At 41.3% G+C, this 23,986-nt stretch carries 25 protein-coding genes and 1 pseudogene; 6 read left to right on the top strand and 20 right to left on the bottom strand.

Features of this window, described 5'->3' with window-relative positions:
• Window positions 1-95: 95 nt before the first annotated feature.
• Both AOG27_RS13450 and ndk read right to left on the bottom strand, forming a co-directional pair.
• Window positions 96-1,226: a bifunctional tRNA (adenosine(37)-C2)-methyltransferase TrmG/ribosomal RNA large subunit methyltransferase RlmN gene (locus tag AOG27_RS13450; RefSeq protein ID WP_054553528.1), complete on the bottom strand. Its 1,131-nt coding sequence runs from the start codon at window positions 1,224-1,226 to the stop codon at window positions 96-98.
• Window positions 1,227-1,396: 170 nt separating this feature from the next.
• Window positions 1,397-1,828, bottom strand: a complete 432-nt coding sequence (ndk, locus tag AOG27_RS13455) for a nucleoside-diphosphate kinase (protein WP_036972405.1) — start codon at window positions 1,826-1,828, stop codon at window positions 1,397-1,399.
• Between the two features lie 767 nt (window positions 1,829-2,595).
• On the opposite strand from ndk, the gene yegQ reads away from it, so the two are divergent.
• Window positions 2,596-3,981 (top strand): tRNA 5-hydroxyuridine modification protein YegQ, encoded by a 1,386-nt coding sequence (gene yegQ, locus AOG27_RS13465; RefSeq protein WP_054553530.1) that lies wholly within the window; start codon window positions 2,596-2,598, stop codon window positions 3,979-3,981.
• Window positions 3,982-4,019: 38 nt separating this feature from the next.
• Here the strand turns inward: yegQ and AOG27_RS13470 are convergent, their stop codons facing one another.
• The 10 genes from AOG27_RS13470 to AOG27_RS13515 all read right to left on the bottom strand — a co-directional run bounded on the left by AOG27_RS13470 (window position 4,020) and on the right by AOG27_RS13515 (window position 12,499).
• Window positions 4,020-4,925, bottom strand: coding sequence for an AraC family transcriptional regulator (locus AOG27_RS13470; RefSeq protein WP_054553531.1), 906 nt, complete (start codon window positions 4,923-4,925; stop codon window positions 4,020-4,022).
• A gap of 15 nt (window positions 4,926-4,940) precedes the next feature.
• Window positions 4,941-5,561 (bottom strand): flavodoxin family protein, encoded by a 621-nt coding sequence (locus AOG27_RS13475; RefSeq protein WP_054553532.1) that lies wholly within the window; start codon window positions 5,559-5,561, stop codon window positions 4,941-4,943.
• 108 nt (window positions 5,562-5,669) lie between these two features.
• On the bottom strand, window positions 5,670-6,605 hold the full coding sequence (locus AOG27_RS13480) for an alpha/beta hydrolase (protein WP_054553533.1): 936 nt from the start codon (window positions 6,603-6,605) through the stop codon (window positions 5,670-5,672).
• Window positions 6,606-6,662: 57 nt separating this feature from the next.
• Window positions 6,663-7,577: an alpha/beta hydrolase gene (locus AOG27_RS13485; RefSeq protein WP_054553534.1), complete on the bottom strand. Its 915-nt coding sequence runs from the start codon at window positions 7,575-7,577 to the stop codon at window positions 6,663-6,665.
• Between the two features lie 387 nt (window positions 7,578-7,964).
• A complete protein-coding gene (locus AOG27_RS13490; RefSeq protein ID WP_054553535.1) occupies window positions 7,965-8,378 on the bottom strand; it encodes an Rrf2 family transcriptional regulator in 414 nt (137 codons plus the stop codon).
• Window position 8,379: 1 nt separating this feature from the next.
• Window positions 8,380-9,300: a DMT family transporter gene (locus tag AOG27_RS13495; RefSeq protein WP_235523703.1), complete on the bottom strand. Its 921-nt coding sequence runs from the start codon at window positions 9,298-9,300 to the stop codon at window positions 8,380-8,382.
• A 98-nt stretch (window positions 9,301-9,398) separates the two neighbouring features.
• Window positions 9,399-10,106 carry a helix-turn-helix domain-containing protein gene (locus AOG27_RS13500; protein WP_054553536.1) on the bottom strand — a complete coding sequence of 236 codons (708 nt, stop codon included), beginning with the start codon at window positions 10,104-10,106 and terminating at the stop codon, window positions 9,399-9,401.
• A gap of 62 nt (window positions 10,107-10,168) precedes the next feature.
• Window positions 10,169-10,771, bottom strand: coding sequence for a LysE family translocator (locus tag AOG27_RS13505; RefSeq protein WP_054553537.1), 603 nt, complete (start codon window positions 10,769-10,771; stop codon window positions 10,169-10,171).
• A gap of 26 nt (window positions 10,772-10,797) precedes the next feature.
• Window positions 10,798-11,628: an AraC family transcriptional regulator gene (locus tag AOG27_RS13510; RefSeq protein ID WP_054553538.1), complete on the bottom strand. Its 831-nt coding sequence runs from the start codon at window positions 11,626-11,628 to the stop codon at window positions 10,798-10,800.
• 94 nt (window positions 11,629-11,722) lie between these two features.
• Window positions 11,723-12,499, bottom strand: a complete 777-nt coding sequence (locus AOG27_RS13515; RefSeq protein ID WP_054553539.1) for a DeoR/GlpR family DNA-binding transcription regulator — start codon at window positions 12,497-12,499, stop codon at window positions 11,723-11,725.
• A 200-nt stretch (window positions 12,500-12,699) separates the two neighbouring features.
• Between AOG27_RS13515 and AOG27_RS13520 the strand changes: the two genes are divergently transcribed.
• Together AOG27_RS13520 and AOG27_RS13525 are read left to right on the top strand one after the other, a co-directional pair.
• A complete protein-coding gene (locus AOG27_RS13520) occupies window positions 12,700-13,848 on the top strand; it encodes an MFS transporter (protein ID WP_054553540.1) in 1,149 nt (382 codons plus the stop codon).
• A gap of 127 nt (window positions 13,849-13,975) precedes the next feature.
• Window positions 13,976-14,830, top strand: a complete 855-nt coding sequence (locus AOG27_RS13525; protein ID WP_054553541.1) for a DUF417 family protein — start codon at window positions 13,976-13,978, stop codon at window positions 14,828-14,830.
• 38 nt (window positions 14,831-14,868) lie between these two features.
• On the opposite strand, the gene AOG27_RS13530 is transcribed toward AOG27_RS13525, so the two are convergent.
• The 7 genes and pseudogenes from AOG27_RS13530 to AOG27_RS13560 all read right to left on the bottom strand — a co-directional run bounded on the left by AOG27_RS13530 (window position 14,869) and on the right by AOG27_RS13560 (window position 20,431).
• Window positions 14,869-15,753 carry an alcohol dehydrogenase catalytic domain-containing protein gene (locus AOG27_RS13530; protein WP_054553631.1) on the bottom strand — a complete coding sequence of 295 codons (885 nt, stop codon included), beginning with the start codon at window positions 15,751-15,753 and terminating at the stop codon, window positions 14,869-14,871.
• Between the two features lie 60 nt (window positions 15,754-15,813).
• Window positions 15,814-16,620: pseudogene (dkgB, locus tag AOG27_RS21740) on the bottom strand (2,5-didehydrogluconate reductase DkgB); the annotation flags it as partial.
• 9 nt (window positions 16,621-16,629) lie between these two features.
• On the bottom strand, window positions 16,630-17,532 hold the full coding sequence (locus AOG27_RS13540) for a TIGR03571 family LLM class oxidoreductase (protein ID WP_054553542.1): 903 nt from the start codon (window positions 17,530-17,532) through the stop codon (window positions 16,630-16,632).
• A 169-nt stretch (window positions 17,533-17,701) separates the two neighbouring features.
• Window positions 17,702-18,904 (bottom strand): low temperature requirement protein A, encoded by a 1,203-nt coding sequence (locus AOG27_RS13545; RefSeq protein ID WP_054553543.1) that lies wholly within the window; start codon window positions 18,902-18,904, stop codon window positions 17,702-17,704.
• Window positions 18,905-18,916: 12 nt separating this feature from the next.
• Window positions 18,917-19,282, bottom strand: coding sequence for a hypothetical protein (locus AOG27_RS13550; RefSeq protein WP_228482482.1), 366 nt, complete (start codon window positions 19,280-19,282; stop codon window positions 18,917-18,919).
• A 9-nt stretch (window positions 19,283-19,291) separates the two neighbouring features.
• Window positions 19,292-19,840, bottom strand: a complete 549-nt coding sequence (locus AOG27_RS13555) for a redoxin domain-containing protein (protein WP_054553544.1) — start codon at window positions 19,838-19,840, stop codon at window positions 19,292-19,294.
• 9 nt (window positions 19,841-19,849) lie between these two features.
• Complete coding sequence (locus AOG27_RS13560) at window positions 19,850-20,431, bottom strand: NAD(P)H-dependent oxidoreductase (RefSeq protein ID WP_054553545.1); 582 nt, start codon at window positions 20,429-20,431, stop codon at window positions 19,850-19,852.
• Window positions 20,432-20,558: 127 nt separating this feature from the next.
• Here AOG27_RS13560 and AOG27_RS13565 point away from each other — a divergent pair, with 127 nt between their 5' ends.
• Window positions 20,559-20,915 carry a winged helix-turn-helix transcriptional regulator gene (locus tag AOG27_RS13565; protein ID WP_054553546.1) on the top strand — a complete coding sequence of 119 codons (357 nt, stop codon included), beginning with the start codon at window positions 20,559-20,561 and terminating at the stop codon, window positions 20,913-20,915.
• Here AOG27_RS13565 and AOG27_RS13570 read toward each other — a convergent pair.
• Window positions 20,912-21,814, bottom strand: a complete 903-nt coding sequence (locus AOG27_RS13570) for a LysR family transcriptional regulator (RefSeq protein WP_054553547.1) — start codon at window positions 21,812-21,814, stop codon at window positions 20,912-20,914. The genes AOG27_RS13565 and AOG27_RS13570 overlap by 4 nt on opposite strands.
• A 110-nt stretch (window positions 21,815-21,924) precedes the next feature.
• Here AOG27_RS13570 and AOG27_RS13575 point away from each other — a divergent pair, with 110 nt between their 5' ends.
• Both AOG27_RS13575 and AOG27_RS13580 read left to right on the top strand, forming a co-directional pair.
• Window positions 21,925-22,893 (top strand): NAD(P)H-dependent oxidoreductase, encoded by a 969-nt coding sequence (locus AOG27_RS13575; protein ID WP_054553548.1) that lies wholly within the window; start codon window positions 21,925-21,927, stop codon window positions 22,891-22,893.
• The gene (locus tag AOG27_RS13580; RefSeq protein ID WP_054553549.1) at window positions 22,890-23,954 is read left to right on the top strand and encodes an ankyrin repeat domain-containing protein; all 1,065 of its coding nucleotides are present in this window, start codon (window positions 22,890-22,892) and stop codon (window positions 23,952-23,954) included. The genes AOG27_RS13575 and AOG27_RS13580 overlap by 4 nt, the downstream gene beginning before the upstream one ends.
• Window positions 23,955-23,986 lie beyond the last annotated feature (32 nt).

Below are 23,986 nucleotides of genomic sequence, written 5' to 3' on the forward strand. Positions count from 1 at the left end.
TTCCGTATGCCTATCTTACCGAAAAGCCTTTGTGTTGCATCTATTATTTTAAAAATAACGAGTTTGCCACAAAGGCTTAACTTCAAAAGTTACGCTTATGCTTGGTGAATGTTTACCGCAATTGCGTTATCTTCGCGCATTTTCTTTTTCGCTAAACGTTTAGTACGGTCAACGACATCACCCACTAATTGACCACAAGCTGCATCAATATCATCACCACGAGTACGGCGAACGATACAGGTAATACCTGCTGCTTGTAATACTTTAGAGAAGCGGTCGATACGGCTGTTACTCGAACGGCCATATTCATTACCCGGGAATGGATTAAACGGGATCAGGTTCACTTTTGAAGGTGTACCTTTAAGTGTTTTAACCAATTCGTGGGCTTGATCGGTACTGTCGTTCACACCTTGTAGCATAACGTATTCGATAGTCACATCTTTGTTTGCTTTAGAACCATCGATATATCGACGACATGCGGCTAAAAACTCTTCAATTGGGTACTTTTTATTAATTGGTACTAGTACATCTCGCAGCTCATTGTTTGGCGCATGCAGTGAAATAGCCAATGCTACGTCAATCTTCTCTTTTAATAGATCAAGCGCAGGAACCACACCTGAGGTACTTAATGTAACGCGACGTTTTGATAAACCAAAACCCCAATCGTCCATCATAAGTTCCATTGCTGGTACGACGTTTTTAAGGTTAAGTAATGGCTCACCCATACCCATCATTACAACGTTAGTTACAGGGCGCTTAGTGCTGTCGCCGTCTAAACCAATATCTTTCGCGACACGCCAAACTTGGCCGATGATCTCAGACACCGCTAAGTTACGGTTAAAGCCTTGTTGAGCCGTAGAGCAGAAGGTACATTCAAGGGCACAACCTACCTGTGAAGATACACATAAAGTTGCACGGTCTTTTTCTGGGATCCAAACAGCTTCTACTTCTTGGCCACCTTGTAGCATCAGGGCGTATTTAATAGTGCCATCAGTCGCTACTTGTTTAACTGAGATCTCAGGAGCAACAATTTCACATTCAGCTTTTAGCTTTTCTTTAAGCTTTTTGTTGACGTTTGTCATGTCGTCAAAATTGTCTACGCCAAAATGATAAATCCATTTCATCACCTGATCGCCACGGAATGGCTTTTCACCGAATGATACAAAAAGCTCACGCATTGCATCTCGGTTTAAATCTAATAAATTAATCTTTTTTTCAGTGGTCATGAAACAACCTCAATCAGTGACGGTGGTAAGTAGTTTGGGTGCGCGATTGTACATTATTTAATCGACTTAGTCATTAGCTAAACAGATTTACAATGGGCTTAGCTAATGACTAAAAAAGGGCCCGAAAGCCCTTTTTCTTCTGCATCACAGACTTAGCTGTGAACTCGAAATTAACGAGTACGTGGGCAGATTTCTTCGTCAGCGAAGAAGTATGCGATTTCACGTGCAGCTGATTCAACAGCGTCAGAACCGTGAACAGCATTTTCGTCGATGCTGTCTGCGTAGTCAGCACGTAAAGTACCAGCTAGTGCTTCAGCAGGGTTAGTAGCACCCATGATTTCACGGTTTTTAAGTACTGCGTTCTCACCTTCAAGAACAGTAACCATTACTGGACCTGATGTCATGAACTCAACTAAAGCACCGAAGAAAGGACGCTCGCTGTGCTCAGCGTAGAAACCTTCAGCTTTTTCTTTTGAAAGGTGAACCATTTTAGCTGCAACGATTTTAAGACCCGCAGTTTCGAAACGGTTGTAGATAGCACCGATGTGGTTTTTAGCAACTGCATCAGGTTTTACGATTGAAAAAGTACGCTCTAAAGCCATCTTTATGCTCCAATAATTTTAAATTTAAAAGGTTAAATATTAACGGGCGCGAATTATACGCGCTTTACGTGAAAATTCCTAATTTAATTAAATAGTCATTTGATGGCATTTTCATGAATCTAAAAATGTTCAGCAAAACGAGTATAAAATGCGAACACCTTTTACAGTTAAGCACTTGTTTCCACAATGAACTCAGCGTGGTTACGAGTATACATAGCGTGTTTGATATCACAGAAGTGTTTGTTAATGATTTTGATTATTACAGTGATGGCAACTATGCCTGTGTAGAGGACTTCGCAAGCGTATTACCCATTACAGCCCCTATATTTATTGAACTAGACCAAACCAAGCTCCTGAAGTTGGAAGTAGTCATATTTTTTATATCGCTATTCGTTTTGCAAACGGCAAAACCTTTGCGCTTGAAACTGAAGAAGTGCTGTTGTTGTAGTTTTTGTAATCAAAAAATCACATTTAGCATATAATATAACTACATAATTATTAAAGAATATATGTTGTAGCTTTTTGGGCTGTTAACATTAACAAATCCAAACCAATTACCCTGGATAGTTAATTGAGTTTGATCAAAAAAGGTGGCCATTGGATTGGTCACCTTTTTTCTTTTTATAGGCTCACAGCTGGTTTGCTGAGTTTCTATCAAGCATGATCTAGATCAATAAAATTACTGGGCAGGTTATTATACTGCCGCGCTTCATTATCGTATTAATTCATGCAACCGACTTGTACTCGGTTCGATGTGTGGAGCTTTCATGTCGTCACCTATTTTGACCCCTCGTCCTTTTACGCCTGAGTTGTTATCACCTGCTGGAAGTTTAAAGAATATGCGTTATGCCTTTGCCTATGGTGCAGATGCTGTTTACGCTGGCCAACCTCGTTACAGCCTTCGTGTTCGTAATAATGAGTTTGACCTAGATAACCTGCAAATCGGTATTAACGAAGCCCATGCGCAAAATAAAAAATTGTATGTGGTGTCGAACATTGCTCCTCACAATGCCAAGGTAAAATCGTATTTACGCGACATTGAGCCAGTCATTGAAATGCAGCCAGATGCCCTGATAATGTCTGATCCTGGGCTTATAATGTTAGTGCGTGAAAAATGGCCAGATATGCCAATTCACTTATCTGTGCAGGCCAATGCGGTGAACTATGCCACAGTGAACTTTTGGGCTCAGCAGGGTATTGAACGAGTCATTTTATCGCGCGAATTATCCCTTGAAGAAATCGCTGAAATTCGTGAGCTATGCCCAAATACAGAACTTGAAGTGTTTGTTCACGGTGCGCTTTGCATGGCGTATTCTGGCCGTTGTTTGTTATCGGGTTATATTAATAAACGCGATCCAAACCAAGGTACGTGCACTAATGCATGTCGTTGGAACTACGATGTGAAACCAGGCACCGAAAATGAAACCGGCGAAATGGTACATAAAATTGACCCTAAAGCGGTGATCCCAACGCTCGGTGATGGTGCCCCAAGTAACGAAGTATTTATGCTTGAAGAGCAGGGTCGCCCTGGTGAATACATGCCTGCTTTTGAAGACGAGCATGGTACTTACATAATGAACTCAAAAGATTTACGTGCAGTTCAATATGTTGATCAACTAACGAAAATGGGCGTGCATAGTTTAAAAATTGAAGGCCGCACTAAGTCTTTCTACTATGTTGCACGTACTGCGCAAGTGTATCGTAAAGCCATTGATGATGCCGTTGCTGGTCGTCCATTTGACGCAAACTTATTTAAAACCCTCGAAAACTTAGCGCATCGCGGCTATACCGAAGGGTTTTTAAAACGCCATGCACATCAAGACTATCAAAACTATGAGTATGGTCATTCGGTGTCAGATAAACAGCAGTTTGTGGGTGAAGTATTAGGCCGCAACGATAATGGCTTAGTTGAAATTGATGTGAAGAATAAGTTCTGTACTGGTCATTCACTTGAGCTTATGACGCCAAAAGGGAATATTAACTTCAAGCTAGACTTTATGGAAAACAAAAAAGGCGAAGCCATTAGCGATGCAAAAGGTTCGGGCCATATTGTTAAAATCCCTCTACCAGAAGATATCGATTTAGAGCACGCAATTTTGATGCGGAATCTCGATGCCGACCAAGATACCCGTAATCCATTTAATAAAGCTTAATAGAAGGTGCGCTAAGTCATACTTAGCGCATTTATCTCTTATAACTGTTGTTGCCTTAACCTTTGCATATCTTTTTGCGGAGGCAGGCCAAATAAACGGCTGTACTCGCGACTAAATTGCGAAGGGCTTTCGTAACCAACCACACCACTTGCTTGACCAGCATCAAGACCATTGATCAGCATTTGATCGCGAGCCTCTTGCAGGCGTAAGGTTTTTAAATACTGCAATGGGCTGGTGCCAGTAATGGTTTTAAAGTGCTGGCGAAATGTTGATGAGCTCATATGCGCTTGTTTTGCTAACTCTTCAATTTGTACTGGGCGCATAAAGTTGGTTTTAAGCCAGCTCACAACTCTAACGATATGACTACTTGGTGACCCCTCTGATGCCAGTTTTCTAAGGTGAGGCCCGTGAGGTCCCTGTAAAAGGCGAATAACAATTTCTTTTGCGAGTAATGGCTGTAAGCCGTCGCGAAGTGCGGGATTATATTCAAGCTCAAATAACCGAGTGAGTGCATCAGTGAGTCCTGCATCGATATTATGAATAGAAATCGGCGCAAACGTTTCGTTGCGTGATTGTTTTGGCAGTTTAAGTTCTGCGGCTGTTTGCAAAATTAAGTTGTAATCAAGCTTTAGCACCATGGCAACAAATGGCTGGTGGCGTGTTGCTTCGGTCACATGGGATACCACAGGTAAGTCGAAAGTTGTTAACATGGTTTGCCCACCAGAGCAGGGCAGTACACTGTTTTCGACTGAAAGCATTTTTGCACCTTGTAGCACCACTGCAAGGCTTAATGTGTAAATACAATGCAAGGGGTCGGTTGGTGCGTTACGAATGTGCAATGTGAGCTCTGGCGTATGAGAGGTAATATCACCCGCTTTATTAGCGAATAACATAATCTTTTGCGCGAGTGGTTTAGCAATCTCTTGATGGTTGGTGTCTATCATGTTTTAAACTCACGGTTAGTTATCTTGGCTGTCAAATTTATCAAGCATATCTTGGCTACTAATTTGAGAGCCCATACGGCCACGATTCACATACCTGTGAGAAAACGTTTTTGCGCCATTTGCCCGAACCAGCTTTTCAAAATCATCAATAAAATGCTGTTCGAACTTACTATTAAAGGTATTAAATAAAATCACATTTTTACCTGAAAAGTCATTTTTTTTTGCAAACTGCCAAATCGGTGGGGCAGGGCTATAAAGCCAAATAGGCGAGCCTAAATAAATGGTTTGATACTTCTCAAGGTTTATATTGCTCGGGGTTATTGTTGCTACCTTGCTTCTGGCATCGTTTAGAGCGGCTATCCAACCAGGAATACCTAGTTCGTAATCGGTAGCCGTTATTTCAAACAGCTCCGCGTTATGCTTTTGTGCTATGTGATCTGCTAAAACCCCAGTATTACCAGAGCGAGAAAAAACCACGACGGCTGTTTTGGCATCAAGCGTGATTTTCGGCTCCGCATTGTGTAGACGTAAGCTGTTTTTAGCATACTGTGATTTTTCGGTTTGTGTGACCCAAATGGCAACAGATAAAAGCCCTAATATTACAACTGCGAGTATTATAAATAGCCATTTAATCATTGTGTTAACTCCTAAAATCACAAATTCAAATCAACAACAAAAGTAAGTTAGGCCAAGCATGAGGCCTAACTTCTTTGCTTTATGCATGCTCAGCTTACAAGTGCCTTTTTATAAATGCTTGGTTAAAAAAGGCAGTATTTGCTGCATCGCTAACGCAACTGGTTCAGGCTTATCGTACAGGTCATAGTGCGACCAATCTTCTAGTTCAACGAGTTGTCTGTCTTTTGATGCAAATGATTTTCCGTAAATTTCTTTACCGTCACGGTACGCGCCAAAAGCCCCTACTTTTTGACCAATTACAGCCATCATAGGTTGAGTCATTAATGTTTCGGCAAACGCGAAAGCATCCCAAGTGAGGGTTTTTTGTGCATGAGAAAATAACATACGTGTTGCGCCACCTTCACTTTGACCACGCGGTGTTTTGTAGTAATCAGTCGCTTCGAAAACATCACGTTCAGTCAGGCCATTGTCGCGGGCAAACTCAATGCTTGGTGGGAGTAATTCGTTAACTTGTAAATCACCACCAAGTGCTTCAGCAGTTCGTTGTGCCGCCATCGATTCAAGTGCGCCAAGCGGGTTAAACTCGGTGAATGCTTCTCTAAATAAACGACCTAAATTAACTGGTGTGATACCGACCACGGCTTTTACGCGTTTTTCAGTCAGTGCAGAGTTAAATACATAAGCACCCCCACCACATACCCCAATGCTACCAATACGCTCGTTATCGACATAAGGCAGTGTCACCGCATAATCAATAACATGGCTAATATCTTCAACGCGTTGTGATGGGTTTTCAATAAAGCGGGGTGTACCGCCAGATTGACCTTGATAGCTGGCATCGAAGGCAATAACCACATAACCCGCTTCAGCAAGTGCTTTACCATATACACTACTTGAGGTTTGTTCTTTACAGCTACCAAATGGGTGAACACTGATCATGGTTGGGTAGGTTTTTGACTCATCAAAATTAGCAGGTGTTAAAACAAGTGCTGAGATTTCCCACGCCATATCGTGGTTTTGAATACTAACTGTTTGAATGTTCATGTTTGCTCCTAAATGCTTTTAGTAATGAGCCCTATTCGGGCTCATACAAATCAATAATTACAGATTGCTTGTAAAGAAAGGTGCTAATACGCTGATTGCTTCAGTGATTTCACTTTCGCCATCGTATAGGTCCATGTGGTTTGCACCTTCAACGATGTACATGTTTTTGCTGCTTGATGCTGCGCGCGCCATTAGGTCATCGCTCATCCACTTGCTGCCTGCATTGCTGCCGACGACGGTCAGTAATGGTTGTGTTAAAAATGCTTCAGCTTTAAAGAATGCATCATAAGTGATGATTTGATTTAAGCTGCGTGCAGTCGCAAAACCCGGTGCAGTGCAATAAGCTGCGCGGTCTGTGTGGTAGTATTCCCACGCTTGGCGAAGTTCTTCGTTTGGTGCATCTTCTTCTTTCAGCGGTGCCATTGGAATAGTCGCAATCTCGTTACCACTTGCATCCGATGTGCGAGAATCAGAGCCAGCTTGGATATATGGGATAGCGTCGCTGTCTTTTACATTGTTATCCCAGCCATTACGGAACATTTGGCCAATATTTACCATGCTTACTGTGCCAACGGCTTTAATACGGCGGTCGTTAATTGCAGCATTTGCGGTGTAACCTGCCCCCGCACAGATACCCATGGCGCCAATGCGATCATTGTCTACATAAGGTAAGGTCGTTAAGTAATCGATTACTGCACTCACATCCTCGGTACGAACATGTGGGTTTTCAAGTTGGCGTGGCTCGCCTGTGCTTTCACCTTGGTAAGATGCATCGTATGCAATAGCGACAAAACCTTGCTCAGCTAGTTTACGTGCGTAAGTCCCTGCTGTTTGCTCTTTAACACCACCACCTGGGTGCGATACGACAACGGCTGGGTAGGTTTTTGTTTCATCAAAATCAGCTGGTAAATTTAATAAGCCAGCGATAGTAATATCTAAACCGTTCGTGTTTGGAAAAGTAACTTTGTTCATGAGCGTAAATCCTCTTTGGGTTAATGAGTAAGGACAGAGACTATTCTCGATTGCAGAGCTGTTTGCTTTGCGTCCTTGATTGAGATTAAGTATAGGAGTGGGCTGAAACGAATGTTTGCCTTAAATGACAGGGTGTTTGTCTAAAATGCCGAAAAAGCACTATGGCAGGCAATCGGAAAATGACCAGGATAGATTGGGAATTTACTTAATTGCTTGAAATGGTCGGGTTTATAGGGTGTTTAGAGTGCTTGCTCTACATGATGGCAGTGATGGGATTTTATTTCTAAAATCGAAATACCGCTTGCTTTATAAGTATAAGGCTCTTAATTAGGCTGTGATTGCCTATTTTTATTGCCGTAAGCCAATTAATAGGCAGTGTAACGACGCTTATTTTTTAAATTGACTGGCAAGCTCTGCAAGCGACACTTCAGCAAAACGTTTTAATAACAGGGCTTCTGCATCGTCCATTGCGTTTTGCAGGGCGCTGTTAACTGCATGTTCGATAGGGCAGTTGCTGTGCTCATCGGTTAGACCAATTACAAACAGGTTCTTTTCGCCAAGCGCTTGGTGAATATCAAATAAAGTGATGTCTGTTAAGGGAGTGGCCAGTAGCCAGCCGCCATTGTGACCTTTGATTGCCGACACATAACCTGCTTGGCGCAGTAACGCCATTGTACGGCGCACGACCACAGGGTTGGTCATTAACATGTTTGCTAATGTCTCTGATGTAATAGGGTGGCTGTAACTGTTTAAATGGATCAGCACATGCAAAACCCGTGATAATCGGCTGTCTTTTCTCATCTTAAATCGTCAATATGCGTTTTTTGCAGTGTATCACGAACTGCTTAATATTGACCGTTTGAATTACCAAACTAACGCTCACTAAACTAATCCCAAGCCAGCCAATTTGCTGAAATTGCTCATTTAAAATCACAATAGCCAGTACGGTGGCGATAATCGGCTCAAGTAAAGTAATGAGCACGGCTTGGCTAGCCGCGATGGTTTTTAAGCCAATACTAAATAGCCAATAACCTAAAAACATCGGTACTATGGCCATGTAAAGCGCCACGCTGGTATTGGTAACCGTGGCAAAAAGCGTATCTCCAGTGATCAATAACGAAGGCAAGAGTACACATGCAGCGCCGCCAAATAAGCTTGCCATGGTCGCTCTTGAATGAACGCCGTTGCTAATTAAACGTTTGGCTGTCCATGAATAACCCGCATAGGTAAGCCCTGCAATTAAGCCAAGTAAAATGCCGATGTTTTGGCTAAACAGCCCCGTAGCGGCAAGGTTATGCTCTTTACCTGACGCGATTAAGCCAATGCCAATCGCACCAAAGCAAAAGCTGACTAGCCAGCGAGTTGAAATGGGCTTTTTCTCAATTAAGTATTCCAATAAGACGGTAAATAAAGGGGCGCTGGCAATCGAAACAACGGTGCCTATTGCCACACCAGCGCTATTCATCGAGGTATAAAATGCCAGCGGATAAATAGCTACACAAGCTGAGCCAAGTAGGGTTAGGCGGTAGTGCTTACGCAGAGTACTGGCATTGTTTATTAGCTGAGTTAGTGAGGTTAGGCAAAGTAATACGCCGCCAAATCCCATCGCAAACGCACCTATTGCAAAAGGGCTAATGTCTGGTGCAAAGCTTGCGGCTGTGCCTGTTGTGCCCCAAAACACACTGGCAACTAAAACGGCCATGGTCGCGATGGTATGGTTCATTGATGATTCGCTTTAAATATAATATATCAAAAGCATAATTAAAATCGATGCAAAGTTTTTGACAAAAAGGACGGTTTTGTTGACCTTAAAAACTAAAGTTATTTTTTAAACTTGCTTGGTGATAAGCCAAAGTACTTTGAAAAACTACGGCTAAAAGATGAAAGTTCATTGTAACCAACTAACTCACTAATACGCTGTAGCGGGTAATCGGTATGACTGAGTAAGGCTTGGGCTTTTTCCATTCTCTGTTTAGTTACATAGTTCATGACAGTCAATCCGGTTTGTTGCTTAAACAGTAGTTTAAATTGCGTTGGGCTTAAACAGGCAATGCTGGCAAGGTGTTTGATTTGAAGAGGAGTGCTTAAGTGACTGTCAATATAAAGCAGTGCCTCGCTAATACGGCTGTCGACCTTAGGCTGCATAATTTGCTCAGCTAGCAGCAAATTGAAGGTGTTAAACATGGCAAGTTCTAATTCACGATTAACCGCTTGCTCAAGCTGCTTTGCTACAAACTGCAAAAATGCCCAAAGTGATTGATTAATAGCAAACACGCAGCGCTCAGCAGTGGCCAGGTTATCTGGTAACTTTGGCATATCGGCCACCACAAATCGCGCCTCTGGCATTGCGGTAAAAAGATGCGTTTGCGAGGCTTTGACAACCACGCATTCACCGGGGGCGACTTTACCTTGAAAATCACCCACACTAATAGCAATCACACCTTTTAAGGGCAGTACAAGTTGATGATAGTCATGGCTATGGCTAACAGACTTAGTACTGTAAGAGCGGATAGATAGATTGCCTTGCATAATTTTGCGATAACCGTTTGCTGAGTAAGGCTATTATGCCTGTTTGTTTGGGATGATCAATTTTAGGCCATTAACGGGGTTAGCACATGCTCGTAGGCAATCATTAACGCGACATAAACCAACAAAACAGCCATCAGTTTATTAAACACATAAAAAACACCCGGCCGTGATACTTGTCTGCCAAGCACTAAGCCCGCTAACGAGTAACTTGTAGGCGCACCAAAGGCAAGGAAGGCTAAAATAAAAGACCAAAATACGATTGCAGCGCCAGTAATATCGGCGCTTGGGAATTGAATCGTAGCAATTGGCAAAGTGGCCACCAAGGCTTTTGGATTTAATAGCTGCATAAACAGGCCATCGAAAAAGCTAAGTGAGGCATCAGCTGACGCATCCTTCACCTGTACTTTTGCTTTTGCGACCTTCCAAGCAATATACAAAATATAGCCGCAACCAATTAAGCTCACATAAGGCAAAAACTGCGGATTGATCACTTGCAAGCCAAGGTAGCCAAGCAGCACAAATAAGATAAACATCGCGCTACCCACGCCGATAAAAAAACCAAGGTGTGAACGAGTTTGTTTATTTAAGCCGCTGCTTAAACCGAGTAAATTGATTGGCCCAGGGGTGTACATAATGCCAATAGCATATGCAAAAATATCTGCCATAACAGCTCCAAATCAGTAATTCAGCTCTATCTACGAGCCCATTGCAGTTGAAATTGTTTTGGTGTCATACCAAATGCTCGTTTGAAGTTACGATTGAGGTGGCTGGCATCAGCGAAGCCAGATTCAACCGCCACGCTGGTGGCATCACGGCCAACCTGTAACGCTTTACGGGCATAATTAATACGACAGTTCAAAACATATTGATGTGGAGTAATACCGAAGTGCTCGCGAAAGCGGCGGATAAAATGAAATTTCGACATGGTGGCAGCATGGGCAATGTCATCAATAGAAATGTCATTGTCGATATTTGCCAAAATGTAGTCTTTTGCACGCAGAAGCAAGCTATCAACACGGGTGCTTAAAGTTGGCAAATCAAGACTGCCGTTGAGCCTGACTAAAGACTGTGCCATTTGCAATACTGCAGCTTCTCGCTCTATTTTGCTGGTGCTATTGGTTTGTAAAAGCCTTGATAAGTTAATCACCTGATTACGCAGTAATGGATCAGCATACAAGGTGTTTGCCATACGTAACGTGCAATCTTGCTTATACCCAAGCGCTTTGAACAAAGGCTTAAATTCATCGGGATGAATGTACAGCATTAGATACTCTAGGTTTTGCTCAGTGCCAGAGTGACCATCGTGAATATCTTCTGGGTTAAACAAAATGACATTGCCAGGTACGCTTTTATAAAACGCATTACGACAAAAGAAATCTTGCCGCCCTTGTAGAGTAATACCAATTGAATACTCTTCGTGAGCATGTTTTGCATAGGTAAAATCACTCATAGTCGCCGTCAACATCGAGATGCTCTGATGCTGTTCGTTGTTAATGTACTTAAAGTGATTGTCTTTGCTCACAGGTGCTCCTGAAGGGTGTGCGCTTCGTTATTATTCCTACGCCAATATAGCGAAGCTGGCAACCTAAAAACTTGAACAAAATTGCTGTTTTAATTTATTCAGAGGTACAGACAAGTTCTAATTCAGTGTCTTTAAATTCAGCGAGTTTTATATCGTTTTTCTTGGCATCAGTAATTAAAACAGAAATAGCGTCTAACGCTGTCACTTTATGCCTTGCGACTGAAGACAGTTTTTCTTCAGTAACGGCGATTAATACATTATTGCTTTGTTTTACTATAGCGTGTTTAAACTGTGCATCTTCAACGTCAAACGCTGAAACACCCACCTCGACATCGATTGCGCAAGCGCCTAAAACTGCTAGGTCAAAATGCATTGTTTGTAATTGCTTTAACGAGCAACTACCAATTGCAGCGCCTTGTTGCTTACTTATTTTTCCACCTAATAGAATTACATCACATTGTTGATGTGATTGTAGTGCAATAGCAATTGCAGGCGTGTGGGTAACCACCGTTAAGGTAAGATCGTGTGGGATCATACTTGCAATGGCTAAATTGGTACTGCCAGAATCAATAAAAACAAATGCATGCTCTTTAAAGTAAGGAATACACGCTTTAGCTAAAAGCTGCTTACGGTCACTATTTAAAACCATTCGTTGCACTAAACTGCCATCATTTTGTGCATTAATGACAGCGCCGCCATACACTTTTTTACACACCCCTTGATTTGCTAATTCTTGCAGATCTCGGCGGATCGTATGTTCGGAGACATTAAGTTCTTTGGCTAATTGAACACACACAACTCGGCCGGTTTGTTGTAAATGATCTTTGATCAGTGCTTGCCTCTGATCTGGGAATGAAGCATAATCGAGCATAAATAATCATAATTGAGCAGTTTAAACTGAGTCTAATGTAGCATTGCATGCTCGTTTTAGCAATTTTGTGATTATTTAGAGTTAAATAGCTCAATAACTAAGCCTTAGTTTAGTTATAAACTGGAATGAGGGAAGGTGACGGGTTTTAACCTAGTCACTTACCCTGCTCGATTGTGATGTTTTATGGAAGGTTTTGCTTGATGTTGTTAGAAAGGTATCCGTTTAAAAAGCGCGAAGTACTCGTTACAAGGTTACTATTTTTGTGTGCAGGTTTAGCCACGGCTACGTGGGCATCGCTCATACCAGTAATTAAAGCGCATATTGGCATTGATGAGAGTACTTTAGGGTTGTTGCTTTTGTGTCTTGGTGCAGGTGCAATATTTGCTATGCCTGTATCAGGTGCGCTCGCAACTAAGTATGGTTGTAAACGTGTATTACAGCTCTCAACGATGATGATTATTTTTTGCCTACCATTTTTTGCTTTAGTAAATAGTGTGGCTAGCTTGGCAACTTTACTGGTGATTTTTGGCCTTTCTATCGGCGCAACTGATTGTGTTATGAACATTCAGGCTGTGTTGGTTGAAGAACGTTCTAAGCTTTCACTTATGTCTGGTTTTCATGGCTTTTACAGTTTAGGTGGTATTTTAGGGGCGGGTGCTGTAGCAATGCTGCTAATTGCTGGTTTTTCGGCATTCGAAATCTGTATGCTAATGGCGGCGATAGTATTACTGTGTTTGATCTTCGCAAAGAGAGACTTACTTCCTTTTGCAAGCCCCAATGAAGGTCCTGCATTTGCGCTCCCAAAAGGCCCGGTGATTTTAATTGGCATTATTTGCTTTGCAATGTTTCTCGCAGAGGGAACCGTTTTAGATTGGAGCGGAATATATTTAATTGATTATCAAAATGCATCAACAGGAATGGCGGCATTAGGGATTTTTAGCTTTTCAGTCACAATGACTTTAGGGCGCTTATTTGGCGATCGCATTATTGCAAAGCATGGGCAAAGGGCTGTTCTGACTATAAGTGGTTTAGTAGCAAGCCTTGGCTTGATAATCGCTATTGTATCAATGAGCTTTTATGTTGCGCTATTTGGTTATGTGTTAATGGGAATAGGTTGTGCCAACGTTGTACCAATTATGTTTTCTGCGGCAGGGAAGCAAACCTACATGTCGCAAGCTACGGCAATTCCTGCTGTAACAACATTTGGTTATTTAGGTGTATTAATGGGGCCTGCAAGTGTCGGTCAAATTGCACATTTTTCTTCACTTGCGTCTGCATTGGTCGTAATAGCGATGTTAATTGCTTTGGCGACTATCTTTTCACTCTTTGTGAAAGTTTCACAAGACTAACTTTATAATTCTTATTATTCAAAATGTTATATGTATTTAACAGGAAAAGGTGATAGTAAATTATAAAATGGTGAATGTTTTTATCCCTAACTTAGGTCTTCTAATTGAGTTTTATAGAGGGGTTTAAATGAATTTACGTATATCAAATAATTTAGTGATTGCACTTATTACTATCAGTTTTTCTTTATTGGGTTTGTCTTTTATTTTGGGGGCAAACCCCAATGCTATTGGCAGTATATTTTCGTTTTATGGTTTAGAGACTCAGGTACCTGACCATCTCATGAGTATGATTGCAGGCTTTGCACTTTGTTTTGTAGGTATTACCAGCCTTCATTCTCATTTAGGATTTATTAATAGGGCGCTTCCCACCGTGACAGCTCTTATTATTGCACTTACCTGTTTACTTACATTGTTCAGTGCAAATCGTTGGCTTGCAAGTGAAGGTGGTTTTCCAGTAATTGGTTCGGGGCAGGGTATTATTAAGTATTTTGCTGTTATTCCTTTATTTTTATTTGTGTTTTACAAAGATGTTTTGAGTGATAAAGCGCATGTTGCTTTGAATTATGCATCGGTGGCATTAGTGTTGGTTTGGATTGGCGCAATGAAGTTTTTTGCTTTTGAAGCAAATGCGATTGTTAGCCTTGTTGAGTCTTCACCGTTTATGTCTTGGTTGTATATTGTTTTTAGCGTGCAAGGGGCATCAAATGCGATTGGCATATTTGATATTTTGAGTGTGGCGCTGTTAGGTGTTGGCTTGTATATCAGAAATGCGAAACTTATTTTACTTGCTGGACTAGCTTGTTGCTCGGTATTTATCATGACACAAACATTTTTAATTACCGCACCTAATGCGCTTAGCAGCGTTACAGTGTTTGAGCGATTAGGTCAGTTTGTAATTAAAGATCTGTGGTTTATAGCGAATTTAGTGATTATTTATCATTTAGCTGTATTCAACAATACACCTAAAGAAACAGCAGAATAAAATAAAAAAGGCCTCAGAAGAGGCCTTTTAAATGATAACTAAACAACCACAACGGCTTTTTGCTTTTGAACTTTAGAAAACTCAAGGGCATCATTGAGATTGTTAAATTCAAAGTCAGTGGGTTCTTCAACATTTAAAGTACCCGACGCAATGTCATTAAGGAGCTTTTCGCCATCACTTACAAGACGTTGCCATTGCTGTGTATCACCATAATCGTGTAATGCACCAAGGGCAATTTCATGATAAGAAATAGTGCGAGTGAATGGTTCATCGACGGGTGTTTCAATGCGTCCTAAAATACTGACTACATGACCATTTGCCTGTAGAAGTGGCACTAACTTTTTAGCTTCTTCAGGACCATTAGCATCAAAGAGTGCAAAGTAGCCACCTTCAGATGGTGCGTCGCGTAATACTAACTTAACGCCAAGCTTTTCGGCTTGCTCAGTCGTTAGGCTTTTTGATAAAGCATGTACTTCAAAGCCACTGTGATTCAGCATTTGTGTCAGCAGTTTATTAACAGCTCCCATGCCGGTTACTAATACTTTTTCGTCTTTGCGTAATGGTATTTTGCTAAAAGCTTGCCATGCAGTAAGCAGTGGGCAAGGTAATGCAGCAGCAACATTGATAGCTAACCCTTTTGGCACCTGCATAACACGCTCTGCATAAAGTACTGTGTGTTTTGCAAAGCTGCCGTTTTCACTCAAGCTATGATGATAAGCGACTGTTTTACCGATTAGTTTGCTATCGACGCCATCGCCTACCAGCTCAACAACCCCAGCACCGTCTACGCCAGGTGTATGTGTATCTGCCCAATTTATAGGGTCAGCTTGAATAAACTTCCAATCAACTGGATTAATACCAACCGCTAGGTTTCGGACCAAAATTTGCCCTGCTTTAAGTGCTGGTAAAGCTTTCAATCCCAAAGCGAGTGCTTTATCAGCACCTTGAAACTGCCAAGCATGAGTTGTCTTTACTTCATCATGATCCCAGTCAGGAGCAAAATCCGGGTTTGCTTGCCTGTCGCCGCAACTAAGGGCATCAATTTGATTGATCTCGTCTTGGCTTAAGCTAAGCGAAAGGGCTTTTAAGTTGGTAGCCATATTTTCGCGTTTGGTAGATGACGGTATCGTTACCATGTCATGCGCTAACTCCCAAGCAATGACTACTTCAGCGGTGCTCACTTGGTGTTTGTCTGCAATCGCTTTGATGGTTGGATCTTTAAGTACTTTACCTACCGCAAATGGCATATAGCCGGTCACGAGAATGTCGTTTTGGGCACAAAAATCACGTACCTTTTGGTTGGTTAGGTAGGGGTGAACTTCAACTTGATTGGTAAATAACGCGCCTTTTGGCAAAATACTTAAGGCTTCTTCCATTTGTGCAATGGTAAAGTTTGAAACACCAATTTCTTTCGTTAAACCAAGCTCTTTTGCTGATTGTAATTCACTCAAATACTCATGCATGCTTTCGCCATTGGCTGGGCTTGGCCAATGAATAAGCAGTAAGTCGACGTAATCTAGTTGTAGTTTAGTCAGGCTCTCTTTTACGCTGTTAATAAAGTCCGTTTTATTTAACTTATCATTCCATACTTTGGTGGTAATAAATAACTCACCACGTGCAACACCACTGTCTTTAATCGCTCGGCCAACAGCTTCTTCGTTACCGTAAATTTGCGCAGTGTCGATGTGTCTAAAGCCCTCTTCAATAGCTGTTAGCACACTTTGATATGCAACTTCGTCTTGTAATCTAAATGTACCAAAACCCAGTTTTGGCATAATTGATTGTGACATCATAACTCCTTAATTATGGAACGTGGGCAAAACATGTTCGCCGATGTGCTTTAATGCCCATTCAATGGGTAATTCGTTACGTCTAAAGTGCAGGCCAATGTGATTCACACCGGCATTTCTCATTGCCTTTAGCTCTGAGATGAGTCCGTTGACGCCTGTTTCAACCCCAAAACGGTGACGTTTTATAGGTGCATCAGGATCATCTAATAAATTTAAATGAATAAAACTAACGTACGGCTTATTTCCTGCGACCTCTCGCCACAAAGCGACACGCTTTTGCTGATCATCTGGTGTGCCTGGGTAAGCAAGCCAGCCGTCCATGTTTTCGCCAACCCATTGAGGGCTTTGCTGAGCAAGACCTGCTACATAAAGTGGGAAATCTTTCACTTCTGGTAGTAGCTTTTGACCCGCTTCTAAAGGTCGCTTAGGGGCGCCTTTAAGTAGCGAAACAGATTCACGTAGTTGCTCACCACGGCTTGCAAAATCAATATCGAATAAAGGGTATTCAATGGGTCTATCACCACTGGCAACACCTAAAATTAGCCGATCATTACTTAGCGCTTGCACAGTATTTGCTGCCTTTTTAACAAGCCAAGGTTGGCGCAATGGCAATACCACCGCTGCGGTGCCAAGTAATATATTCTTGGTTTTAGCTGCTAAGTAGCCAAGGTAACTGAAGGTTTCATAAACTTGGGCGGCATCACCAAATTGCGGGTCATAAATCGGTACGTCGCGAACCCATGCCGCTGCGTAGCCAAGCTCATCAGCAAGTTGAACACGTGATTCATGGTTAGCTAAATTAGGGATCCCAAATGATTGATTTGATTGTTGATTGAAATGTGCCCAATCATTATCAAGTGGAAGTTCAACCCCAATTGAGAATGGCTTTTGCGCTAATTTATCAAAACTCATTATGACTCCAAACTTTAAGGGACATAGCTAAGCAATACTTAACAATTTAATGCCGCCCTGAAAGTGATTTATGATTAAGTAATGAGGGTATTGTGGCGCTAAATTTATTTGCGAAAAACAGCAAGGATAACAAAACACCTTTGTCGTTTTTGCAAAGGTGTTTTAATCGTTATGAATTAGCTTCTTCTTTTGAAAGGGTAAAGTATGCGCGAGTGACTGGGTAGGCAATTTGTGAAATCAGTGCAGTGCCCCAAAGTAAGTTGCCAATGAGCGAAGGCACATGGGGTAAAATGGGAATGGTAACTAAAGCAAGTATGACGCCAAACATCCTTACTTTGGCTGTAGCAAAACGATGGGCTACGCGATGTTCGATCATTAGCTGGATCCACAATAAGCTTAATAAGTAGCCTGCTAACCCTACACAACCAATGACACCATATTTTAGGGGGTACGGCTGCCAGAACCCGGCTTTCACTTCGCCGGCGAGTGCAACGCCAACCATAACTGCACATAGCATTAAAAATAGGTGAGCTAACCACCAACTTACGAGTGTCCATTTGTGTTGATTTTTAGGTTTACCATTGCCAACAAAATCAAAGTAAATCCAGCATTGCACAAATACCGCAATACCACCAAACATAAAGTTAGCCAGTACAGTGGGGTCGACTTTATAAACTCCTTTTTCAGATAAAGTAATCACCAATTTAAAGAAACCTTCGCCTACGACAATAAGTAGTAAAAGGGCGAAGCGCTCAGACATATGCCCAAGGCGTGGTAAAAAGCGTTTATTTTCAAGTACACCAATTTTTGGAGCCATATATAAAACTTGGATAGCGGCAATCGCAGCGCCAAACACCCAATAACGATAGGGGGCAGGCATAAATGCTGTGGTAGCAAAAATGATGGCAAGAGCAAAGTAGTTACGGCTCACACTGCGTGCTAATTTTGTTGATTCGACCCCCAATTGATTGGTGCGATGAAATAAATAAGCTGTAATAAGGCGATTAGCAGCATAGGCTAATGCAAAATATGTCCAACCTTTATCAAGTACATGAGGGATCGAGGCAGCCATAACCATGGCGGTAACAATTTGGCAGGCCATGATCAGCCGGTGTTTTACATCAGTACTGACATAGAGTGAATTAAAAACGCTGGAGTCAGCCCACGCAAACCATACGGTGATGAACAAACCTGCAAATGTAAGAAAACCACTTAAATGTAAGTGGTCGCTCAAAAAATTACCTAGCAAAAAAATGATTACCACATGGATAAGGTCATAAAATAATTCAACCCAATGAACATGGTCATGTGAACTTTTTAAATCTAGGTGATGCTTAGGTAAGCGCCACATTGGGTGGTTTTCTAATGCCATAATTGATCCTACCTATTTCCTTTCGACAATAATTGCAGTGATGGTGGTTTCACCCTCATTTTTGACTTGATGAGTCCATGCGTCATGCCACATCACATAGCCATTAGGGATCTCAATTGTTGTTTGTGACTCTTTAGTACTGATGGTCGCTTTACCGCCTGTCTCAAAATAGACTGTTTCAGCATTATGCTTATGCCAATTATCTTGCTCACCTGGTGCTAAAGTCATACGTAAAACAAGTACTTCACTGTTATCTAGCAATACTTCATAGTGATTGGGTGAAGCAATATGTGCATGGGGAAGTTGTGCTGAAAAAGCATGTTGTGAGCACATAATTGTGCTCACCAAGCCAATCAGCAAAGCTGTCATTTTGCTCATGGCTACACTCTACTTATGCATACCGCGAATTGGGTAATTATTTTTTGGGTCGCGTATCCAATTAAGCCCGCTTACCAAAGTTGCTAAATCAGGTCTTACAAATGGATTATTAGAATAATCAACCACATGTACTTTACCTTGCTCGTTAACCACAAACAGTGCGGGCTCTGCGAAAGGGTGATCCGTTTCTTGTGGTGAACGGGGATCAGAAATGTAAGTACCTAATGCTTGCATTTGCTCTGTAGTCAAACCGTAAGCAAGTGGAAATGACACAGATAGCTGCTCTAAATGCGCTTCTAGCTGCTCTTTGCTATCACCTGAAACAGCAATTACATCAACACCCGTTTCTAATAGCGCCGCTTTGTACTGCTCGAGGCTATTTAAATAGCGGGTACATAAAGGGCAATGCTTACCACGATAAACAACAACAAGCTGCCAGCTTGCACCGTGTTGAGGTTGACCAAGAACAGCCTCTTCACCATTCAAAAGTGCAGCACTGATACTAGGAAATGCACTGCCCGGATGGAGTTTATTGCTATAAACAGATTCGTTACTCATGAGTGTTCCTTAAAAGTTCTCGTTTAAGTGTTTTTCAAAGCGCGCAAAGTCGCTGTCGATGTCTGCATTTTTCATCACGTCATAACAGGCGAAAGTTGGCATCGCTTGCATACCGAAAAACTTAAAGTTCATATGCATTGGGAAAACAAGGTCATCAACACTTTTACCTTCAAAAAAGTCAGCGGCATCTGCAAATGATTCTGCAGGCGCATTTAAAGTCAGCGACATCATATATTGAGTGTTAGTCAAGGTGCCGCCTTTACCGTAATTGGCTTTTGGATTGTCTTGATGACGACCATCACCATGGCAAAGCGCTCCCCCCATACCCGCTGTGTACACTTCATCCATGTATTTTTTGAATGACCATGTCATGCCCATCCAATTAATAGGTGATTGCAAAAAGACGATATCTGCCCATTGATGGTTCTCAAGTTCAGTTTCTACATCAAATTCGTCTTGTGTATTAACCACGCGAGTTTGATAGCCTTTTGCTTTAAAAAAAGCGTCAGCTTTTTCGATTAAAGCAGCATTTAACTTACCTTCAGAAAAAGGGTAATAGTGATGTGCGTTAAGAATTAATACGTTTTTCATAGTTGAGTATCCGTTTGTTAATTACTTTATCGTGTTCAAAATATATTCTGTGGTATATAATAGTAACCTAGATTATTAAATCAACCAGTCACCTTTTTGTAACTAGTCTGAAAAATGCGAGGATGTTTTGGAAAGTTCAGTAGAAACAGATAGTAAGGGTAGAAAAAAAGTTTTAAATGCTTGCATGGAACCGTGTGCAATTGAAAAAGGCATGCGTTTGATTGGCGGTAAATGGACGGGATCTATTATCTATCATTTAAAAGATGGCCCTGTGCGTTTTAATGATTTAACGCGCATGCTCGGTGGCGCAAGTAAAAAGATGATAGATCAACGTCTAAAAGAGCTTGAAAGTAGAGCGATGATCACCCGTCATGTTATTAGCACCCGTCCGATAGCGGTGACCTATGAGCTAACTGACTTTGGCCGCTCAGCACTGCATATACTCGATGAGTTACGAGTTTGGTCTGAATCAAATGAGATTTAAAGTTTGCGATTCTTTTCTAGAATAAAATCTATAAGAACTCTCACTTTTCGCGCCTTTTGACTGTGCTGCTGAAAGTATAAGAAAAGCCCTGAAAAGGGATACCAATGTTCTTCAAGGATTGGAATTAAAGTGCCTTCTTTAAAGTGACTATGTAACATTGGCTCTACCATTCGCCCTATGCCAAGGCCTTTTTTCGCCGCGTTAATCATCAAATCCGTATCATTCACGACCATCGCAAATGGCATTGTTACTGACGTTGTCTGCCCTTTATTTAATAAGTTAATGGCTACTAACTTTTTAGATGTTATATATCGGTATTGGATTAATTTATGGTTAGCTAAATCTTCAATAGTTTTAGGGATCCCATAGGTTTTAGCATAGCTCGGTGAGCAAAAAAAGCCCTCTTTGGAAGGTGCAGTAAGTGGTTTAGCTACCATGCCAGGCTCAATTTTGTCTCCAAACCGAATACCTATATCCATACCATCAGTAATCAAGTTAACAGTTGCATCATTTATTGATATTTCTAATTGGATCTCAGGATAGCGACGACAAAACTCCTCGTAGTATGGCTCTAATAATAATTGGAATGCAAAACGAGGGGTTGTTAATCTCACTGTCCCTTTTGGTGTTGCACTAAACTCTTTTACACTTTCAAAAGCATCTGACAATTCGCTTATAGCTGTTTTTGTCTGCTGGCGAAGTTGTTCGCCTGCTTCAGTTAGTTCGATTCGCCGAGTGGTACGATTAAATAATGGTACGTGTAGCGAGCGTTCAAGAGATTTTAATGCATGACTTACTGAAGGTGCCGTCATTTCTAGTCTTCGGGCTGCGCCACTAATACTGCCTTCCATAGCAATTGCATGAAAAATAAGTAATTGAGAGTAGTCGGTACCGTTCATTATTGTTAGTTTCTATCTAATAATTATTGTTGATAATATCATCTAAAACTAATTAATAGTATATCTTATGCTTATCGAATTCGTTCCTTATATACCTTGAAGGCAAATTCATGAGTAAAATTTTAGTTATTTCAGGCCACCCAAACCTATCAGAATCAAATGCGAATACGACTGTCATCGAGACATTGTTATCGCGGCATGATGATGTAGCTATAAGACGGTTAGATTCACTATATGGTGAAAAACAGATCGATATAGTTTCAGAACATGAAGCACTGTTAAGCGCTAGTGTTGTTGTTTTACAGTTCCCATTTTATTGGTACTCTGTTCCAGCGCTTATGAAACGTTGGATTGATGAAGTGCTATCTTACAATTTTGCTTATGGGCCTAAAGGTGACAAGTTAGCAAACAAACATCTAATTTTATCAGTTACTGTCGGTGGCCCTGAAGAAGCATATTCACCTCTTGGCTATAATCATTTCAGTGTGGAAGAGTTTTTGCGTCCACTAGAACAAACTGCTTACCTTGCAAAAATGCAATACCATAGGCCAATCTATAGTCATCGAATGGTTTATATAGAGGGGGTGTACAATGAGTTATCGGATGTCCAAAATCGAGCAGTCGAACATGGAGAGCGCTTAGCGGCTAAAATTGCTGATTTATTACATTCGCCAGAGAGTATAATTAAGCAATTTGTAAATAAATGGTTCGATAAGTTAGATTCTTTGTCAGAAAAAACCGAAGCATTTTTACCCCATTTATCAAAGCAACTTGTTTTGTGCTTGCCAGAAGGAGACTTTTTGGGGCACGCGGGCTTTAAACAATGGTACCAATGGGCATTATCAACATTTAAACCTAATTGTAGGCACATAGTTGAGCAAATAGATATTACTGCTGACGGAGAATATTTTAACCTTTCTTTGAGAGTTAATTTGAGCGCACACACATACATTGATTCTGATTTTGCTGGGCAAAATGTTGAAGTACAAGTCAAAGAAAATTGGCGTTTAAGAATAATTGATGGGCAACATGTGCTCATTGAGCAGTACTTAGTTTCATCATTGGGCGATCAATTATGAGAAAGAGATTAATTTCAGCACTACTGTTAGCAAGCCTGACAGGATTTAATGTACAAAGTAAAAGTACACTTTATTCCCCAATTGTTGAGCATAATATTAAGCAAAATTTATCAGATTTACATAAAGCGGTTATTGCCAATGATATATCTCAAGTAAAATTACTGATCGCGCAAGGAGCCGATGTTAACCAGCTTGATAAGTTAATGGGGATTGCCCCTTTACACATAGCAGTACAAGGCCGGAATCTAGCGATGGTAAAATTATTAGTAGAGAATGGAGCTTATGTTAATTTACAGTCTGTTAGGCTTGGCGGAACTCCTTTGTTACTAGCTGTGTGGCATCGCAATGTTGATGCAGTAGCGTATTTACTCAGTCTAGATGATATTGATACTACAGTCTTATCAGCTGCGGGAGCTACAGCCTTACAGTTTAATCGCTCAGGAGGAAAAACAAATGATGCCTCACTTAATGAGGATGTATCAAGGATAAATCAGTTGTTTACTGAACATCACGCACGCACTCAAGCTAAAGCAATTGAGAAAGCAGCAATTTATTTGGTAGTTGCAGATAGTTCAATATCGCAAGCACGAAAGGTTGAGAAAATAAAAGACTTAATTTCAAAAGGCTATGATGTTAACGCTTTAGCACCTGTGCTTAAAAACGGTAGTGACTTTCACAGTGCCCTATTATTAGCTGCTATGCAGGGACAGTTAGCTGTCGCTAAAATACTACTTGAGAACGGTGCGGATCAAACTCTAACTGGGGCCTATATGGCCGCGATTGCTTTGCACAAGGCTGCTTATTTTGGTCGGGCTGATATGCTAACTCTTTTAAGTCAATACCCTGGATTTAAAAGTGTCCTAAATGCTCAAGGTCCTAATAATGGTTATACGCCTTTACATGATGCTGTATGGCATGGACATTTTGAGGCCGTGAAGGTATTGGTAGAAGCTAAAGCAAGGCTTGATTTAACAGGTTATGATGGTAATACACCTGAGCAGCTCGCTATTCAAAATGGTTATACTGAAATAGCGCATTTCTTAAAAATGGCATCAAATTAGTTTTGATAGCCTCTGCGAGAAAGAGCGTTTAA

Source organism: Pseudoalteromonas lipolytica (genome assembly GCF_001306915.1).
Classification (GTDB): Bacteria; Pseudomonadota; Gammaproteobacteria; order Enterobacterales; family Alteromonadaceae; genus Pseudoalteromonas; species Pseudoalteromonas simplex.